This is a genomic window from Bartonella sp. B10834G3 (assembly GCF_016102505.1).
In the GTDB taxonomy this organism is placed as follows: Bacteria; Pseudomonadota; Alphaproteobacteria; order Rhizobiales; family Rhizobiaceae; genus Bartonella; species Bartonella choladocola.
The window spans coordinates 1-6,314 of sequence record NZ_JACFOM010000007.1 but is presented as its reverse complement, the minus strand read 5'-3'; the positions used below and the strand labels follow the sequence as shown (position 1 = coordinate 6,314).

The window sequence follows — 6,314 nt, the reverse complement described above, 5'->3', positions numbered from 1 at the left end:
TTGGCGCGGGGTGGAGCAGCCCGGTAGCTCGTCAGGCTCATAACCTGAAGGCCGCAGGTTCAAATCCTGCCCCCGCAACCAATCATCACTTCACCACTCACAAATTTTTGCCTATCATTATCCGCTTTGTATACCGCAGCGCTTCCAAAAACGAGGCCGCAGCGATGATTACGTTTAGATGCTCGTCGTTTGGTGCGTGGGTTGTCTATTAGGATCGCGGAATTAATGACCTTTACTGCAATATGCTGTCGCGACATGCCTATGTTGAAAACAAACCGGACTTCCGGAAAACACCAAAACGCGTTCATTGCTTTAGCAGGATTCTCACCTATCAATATCCTCATTATATAAGTGCTGCGCTTCCCGATGCCGGCCCGTGGCTCCGCTTCTTCGCTTCTCTTCAAACGCTCGTCGCTTGGGATGTGTGTAATGCCAAGCGGAACAAGCCGAAAACGCGAGCAACATAACGCAATTCCCCGAATATCAGTATGTTAAAATCGAAATCCAGCTTCAGGAAAAACAAGTTCCGTCACTTTTTATCGAAACGCACGTCAAAAATATCCTGCCAATTGCCCCTCTTGGTGATAATCCCGTTGCGGGGTACCCGCTTTTAAAAATGGCTTCAAATACCCCTGTTGACCATCGGCCGCGCTTCTATCATGTTACTCCGTTAGCTCGATAAGTGGTGATCTTGGGCGTATCTAATCGCTAACAGTTTTAAAACTGTTCAACTGCTGTTCAATTAGAAGCCCCCTTGTGTGCTATTTATCTCGTTGTCAGCAGCAGAAATTGGTGTCCTTCGGGACTGGTAAACAAGGTTTTAGACGGCACTCAAATAGAATAGGCAATTAGAATAGGCAATATCTCATTGCCCGCCGGTTTCATTTAACTCGTTTTGTAACGTGTCAGTGGCAGAAATGGTTTACGATCGTCACTTTACGGACATCCCCAAACTATCGCAAAGTGACAATTTGCATTAGAACCGGCGGAGAACCGAACTTCTAAAAAACAAAACTCGTTCATTGCTTTAGCAGGATTCTCACCTATCAATATCCTCATTATATAAGTGCTGCGCTTCCCGATGCCCGCCCGGGGTTCCGCTTCTCCGCTTGCCTTCAAACGCTCGTCGCTTGGGATGTGTGTAATGCCAAGCGGAACAAGCGGAAAACGCGAGCAACGTAACGCTATCCCCCGAATATCAGTATGTTAAAATCGAAATCCAGCTTCGCGAAGCGGAAATAAAGCTTCTCTATCATAGATTTTCAACGTTGAAATTTATCCGTGTTTGAACCCGTCTCGGAAACTTAATTCTAACACGCAATTCTGACGCTCAAGTCTGTCACTTAATTCTGACACTTAGCCCGCGTCTCCTTCAACCGTCACTCCCTCATCTGCCTTCAACTCAATCAAACCATACTTCTCTTAAAACCTATCCAGTCCGGCTTCCTTCATATGGCTTGGACGCGCACCGTTTCCAGGCAAGATTATTCCGCCAAAACAAGCCCATTTAACACGAACAATGCTGTGCGGGAAAATTGTCCGAAGTTCGGTTCGTCACCTCCCGACAATGAGGTTGAGATGACAAAAATAATATCGCGTGCCCCGATAAGTTGCGGTAATTCCATTTCGGGGCTGGCATCTTTTGATACTGGCGTCGAAGCTATAACCGCTGCCAAATTTGAGAAGATAAGCGGAATTATCACGTTGCCAATCAATAAGAACGCTATTCATTCTGCTGGAATAGATTGTCCAGAACACAGTGAAATTCTTGCTGATGAAGGTGGTAGCGGTCATGTTGCCATGATGCTTTTGAATGAAGATATTCGTACAATTCTTGTTACCATCCAGATGTCACTTCGACACACTATAAATCAGGTTATTTACGAAAAACGGTTATAAGCAATCGGGCTTGCAAATATAGGCATCATAGCGTTGGGCACCAAAAGGCTGCATGTCGCTTTCGCTGGATTGAATCCCCATGCGGGTAAAGGTGATCTTTTTGTCGATGAGGAAATCGGCTTCATCAAACCCGCAGCAAATGGAGTGCGCTTAGAAGAAACAGACGTGAGCGGCTCGCGAACAGGTGATACGATATTTATGACAGCAAAAAGGGACAATTCGATGTCGTTGTTGCGCAATATCATGATCCAAAGCTTATACCCGTGAAGTCGATAGAAATTGAGACTGGCGTTAACATTATACCAGCCTTCCATTTGTTCGCTCCAGCCCGGATCGCGGAACCGCTTTCGACATTGCGGGGCTGGGTAGCCGAGCACTCAAGTTTGCTGACGGCTATAAAATATGTAGAGCGGCTGGTGCCTTCAGGTCAACGTCAGGGAATGATATGAAGTTGCCTAATCATGCGAATTTCATCTTTATGCGCGCAAGAAATGACAGAGCTATTGCAGATGCAATGAGCTATCTGCCAAAAGTGATTGAGGCTGTGTCATATCGGTTACGAAGACGTAGGCTTGCTTTTTCAACGTTTGGGCGATTTGGCTGCGAGCCATACGTGCAGCAGGCGCGAAAAATTATCTTTAAGTCTTATCGCTTGATGTTGAAAGTGAGGCGAGGTCCGCGCAGTCGCCGATCGAGTTCGGTGTCGACTATTTGCTTGGCGGTACGCATAGTGATGATGTGTTGCCATTGATAGAGAGTGCAGGCATACAATATTATCTTTTCACCGGAAGGATAGAGGGAATATCGAGGTAACTGACTGGTTCAAGCGACGAAATAGCATTCAGTGCGTGCATGCTTGGGTCTAACACAGGAGTACATGGTCTAGATTTGTTAGCCTACCAAGCGACAGTTGATGTCGTCAACTTGATCGAGGCTGTTTGTAAGCCTGTAGAAAAGCCTGTGATCCCGGCTAGAGCTACCGACAGGGACGAGCTTATGCATGCCGCCGTTCAAGCTAAAGCTATAGGCTATACTGTGTGTGAGACGGGTTTTAATGAGCGTTTTTCTACCATGGCAAAAGGGATTGAAGAGCAAATCCGATACATTAAAGCGGTAAAAGAAAATGCAGAGAGAAAACTAATCCAATTATATCGCATATTGATAAAAAATAACAAATGAAATCAAAAATCGGTATTATATGTATATGAGTCAATATATCGGCTTGATCTCGAAAGGTAAGTGTCGGAGTTCTGAACAAGAAATTCTCTCTGACAAGCCTTTGGAACTGCTTATATCGTAATATTTTTCTGATATATCCCGATAGATGGAACAGCATATTTCTTAACGCGACATAGAATTGAATTAATGTCTTCAACGCCGATCTGAAAATCGGTTCTGCTACTGAAGGATTTGATGGGTTAAAGACATTCCAGCTCTCTGCATGATTTGCTTCAAGCAATGATTGAAGCTTTCCTGATGCTAAATAAGCAAAATCGGGATGGCCAAGTTTGAGCATCATAGAAAACTCCAACACATCAATATAAAAACAAGGCAAGGCAGAAAAAATTGTAACCGTTAATCAGGGAACCAAAGGATCGCAGTAAATATCGCAATTATGGGTTGTTATTACATAATCAATTTGTGGTTGTTATCCTATTTGAATTCATTTTAACAATCCGGAATAGAAGATCGCACGTCTTGATACAGTATGAGGGAAACTTGTCTCTGCATGGTTTGCAACAAGTAATATCATCTGACTGTCATGTTTAAGAATCTCTGATTAATGGGGCTCTAAAATGAACCATCAGAAATTTTGACAGAAATATTATCTTATTTCGGTTGTTATATATGTTTCGGTGCGACATGTCTGGACTGAACAGAAATCGCGCTTTGAAAATTTATATTTTCTTTTTTTGTGTAATCGCGAATATATGCCAGTTAAATCTTCATATCAGTTTGACAGAGTTGCAGTAATGTATCTCGGTCGGATCGTCGAGATAGATGAAAGCAGCAAGATTTTTTAACGTTCGCAGCATCCTTATATCAACACGTTGACTTCGGGTGTACCAATGCCAGAAAGATGGCCCGATGATCGTGTAGTCTTACAAGGTGAGCTACCAAATCCTGCTCATCGTCCTCATAGGTTGTGGTTTACACATTGCTCAAGAGCTGATGGGGCTATGCGGGAAAATCCCTTCTGAACTAACATCATCACATGGTGTGTTTGTTCTTGCCGTCGTTTAAGCCGTTCAGAAGAAACAGTAGAATATGCGGAAAAAATATGATCTACTTTCTATCAACGCGCTTTATCCGCCGCCTGTTGACTGTGTTTTGTGTTATCCGTTTTGCATTCATTTTATACGCATGTCAGTTGACCTTGCGCAAATCATATAGCGGACTGAAGTTATATAAAGCATGCAGTATTTCATAAACAATGGGGGGCTGGATGCGCCATTATGGCAACAATTCTTCACTTGCTTCCATGCATTACTTCATGGAGATACGGCAGTATCTATGAGCGATGGAAGACCTGTGATAGATCATGTTGCGGAACGGGATAACTGCCACCCTATTGTTAACGATACTTGCTTTGTTATGAAACTGGCTATCGGAATTTCTGGCGGGCATATGCTGCACTGGATAGAGATAGTAAGATCAATCGTTTCGTTATAGCTTTATCTCTCCCCTGTTTCACCATGCCATCATTTGTGTCAGGGCTTATTCCAGTATCCGTATTTCAGTGCAATCGGGCTGGTTGCCATTAAAAGAGCAAGGCAATCTCAAACATGCTATTCTTCCTACACTAACAACAGGTCTTGGCGGTGCGGCGGTTCTCGCATGGTGGTCACGCAATGCCATGATTGAAGTTCTCCGACAATCTTTTCCGCTCTTATAGCTATAGTTTCGGGATTTGTAGCTGCAATATTTAACGGTATTATGAAACATTTTGTTATGATGCTGGCGACTTCCAAGCTGCTTTTCCAGTTCAGATTCTATCTTTGGTTGTCTTAGCTTTTTTCGGTAATACCATTTTACTATTAACATGTCTTATGGGGTTCCCCTGAAGGGAAAGATATGCGAGGATAATAAGGAGATGAGCTGTTTCAGCCAATAATCAGGGATATACTGCCGTTTTCATACAATTGGGAGCAAAACCGCCGCGTTTTTATATCAAGTACATATTTCCCAACATTGTATCGACGTTGATTATATCGTTGGCATTGACTTTTCCGCAAATTATACTTCTGGAGAGCAGACTTTCCTTTTTTAGACCAGGCGTTCAGCCACCGATGTCCGTTCTTGGCAGTATGAGCGGGTTCGGCAAAGAGTAACTCGTCAATGCATCTTGGATAATGTTGCACCGGCATCCATTATAATAACAACAATGATAATCAGTCTTGTTGGTGAAATGATAATCAGTCTCGTTGATGACCGGATGCAGGACAAAATAAATTCTAGCTTGTGACGTTATAAATAAGTTTATGAAGTGATAGTATCTAAATTTATGATGTGATTGAATCCGAAAAGTGTAATTTAATTAGATATTTAATACTCGCCAGAAGAATATATTTGTTTTTTTTGTGTATTTTTTCTCGCAGGGGTTGCAAAACAGCAAAAAATCGGTATTGGTGTTACAAAAGCGGATGATGCTTTTATGCATCTCTAACGTGATGTTTAACGTATGAATTAGCTGACGTGTCCAATTTATTGGGTTGATGGAATACATCAAGGAGACGGTAAAGTTATGTTTGATTATTTGTTATTACTTATCCACCCTCTCTTTCTCCCGAGCCGAATAGTGCGAGGGATCCGGTTTATTCAATCCTGCTAAAGCTTCTGTCACCTAATCAGTGAACGAAGTCTTTCGTTTGCACGTATGAGCCTGTTTGCAAGCCTATTGGGGGCTGAGTGCAAGGCTCGGCAATATGCACTCTCACGTGAGCCGTTTTAACTTATCTATGTAGGAAATAGCGAAACATTTTTTACTAAGTCATGTAAGAAATAAGGGGGATTTCATGTCTATGCGTAGTAACTTTTTGAGCACCTTTGTATCAAAGGCTGTGTCGTGGTTGATGATTATCCTCTACGTCTGCTCAACCTTTCTGGCGATGGTTATGCCAGCGCAGGCTGCGCAAAGAGACTCGGGAAGTGAACGCTATGCCGCTGACAACAGTCTATTCGGGCAGAAGGATGATGGTGCAAGCGCCTCGCTTGATGGCTATAGCTCGCCGATCATGACACGCGCCTATGTGCTGGTGTCCGGCGATACGCTTGATAGCGTTGCCAAGCGCTATAATTTGAGTGTTGAGGGGTTGCGCCGTCTCAATCTGGATCGCTTCTTCAAGAACGGCTTTGACAAGGTAACGGTGGGGGATACGGTTTATGTTCCGCTGTCACCGGTTTCTGATGACATG

General features: G+C 43.4%; 2 protein-coding genes, 1 tRNA gene and 1 pseudogene. All 4 read left to right on the top strand.

Features of this window, described 5'->3' with window-relative positions:
• The first annotated feature begins 4 nt into the window (after positions 1-4).
• Positions 5-81 (top strand) — tRNA-Met (locus H3S94_RS11690).
• A 1,371-nt stretch (positions 82-1,452) separates the two neighbouring features.
• Positions 1,453-2,348, top strand: a pseudogene (locus H3S94_RS11975) (4-hydroxythreonine-4-phosphate dehydrogenase PdxA).
• 439 nt (positions 2,349-2,787) lie between these two features.
• On the top strand, positions 2,788-3,078 hold the full coding sequence (locus tag H3S94_RS11670) for a hypothetical protein (RefSeq protein ID WP_198241168.1): 291 nt from the start codon (positions 2,788-2,790) through the stop codon (positions 3,076-3,078).
• Positions 3,079-5,915: 2,837 nt separating this feature from the next.
• A partial coding sequence (locus H3S94_RS11665; RefSeq protein WP_198241167.1) for a LysM domain-containing protein occupies positions 5,916-6,314 on the top strand: 399 nt, incomplete at its 3' end.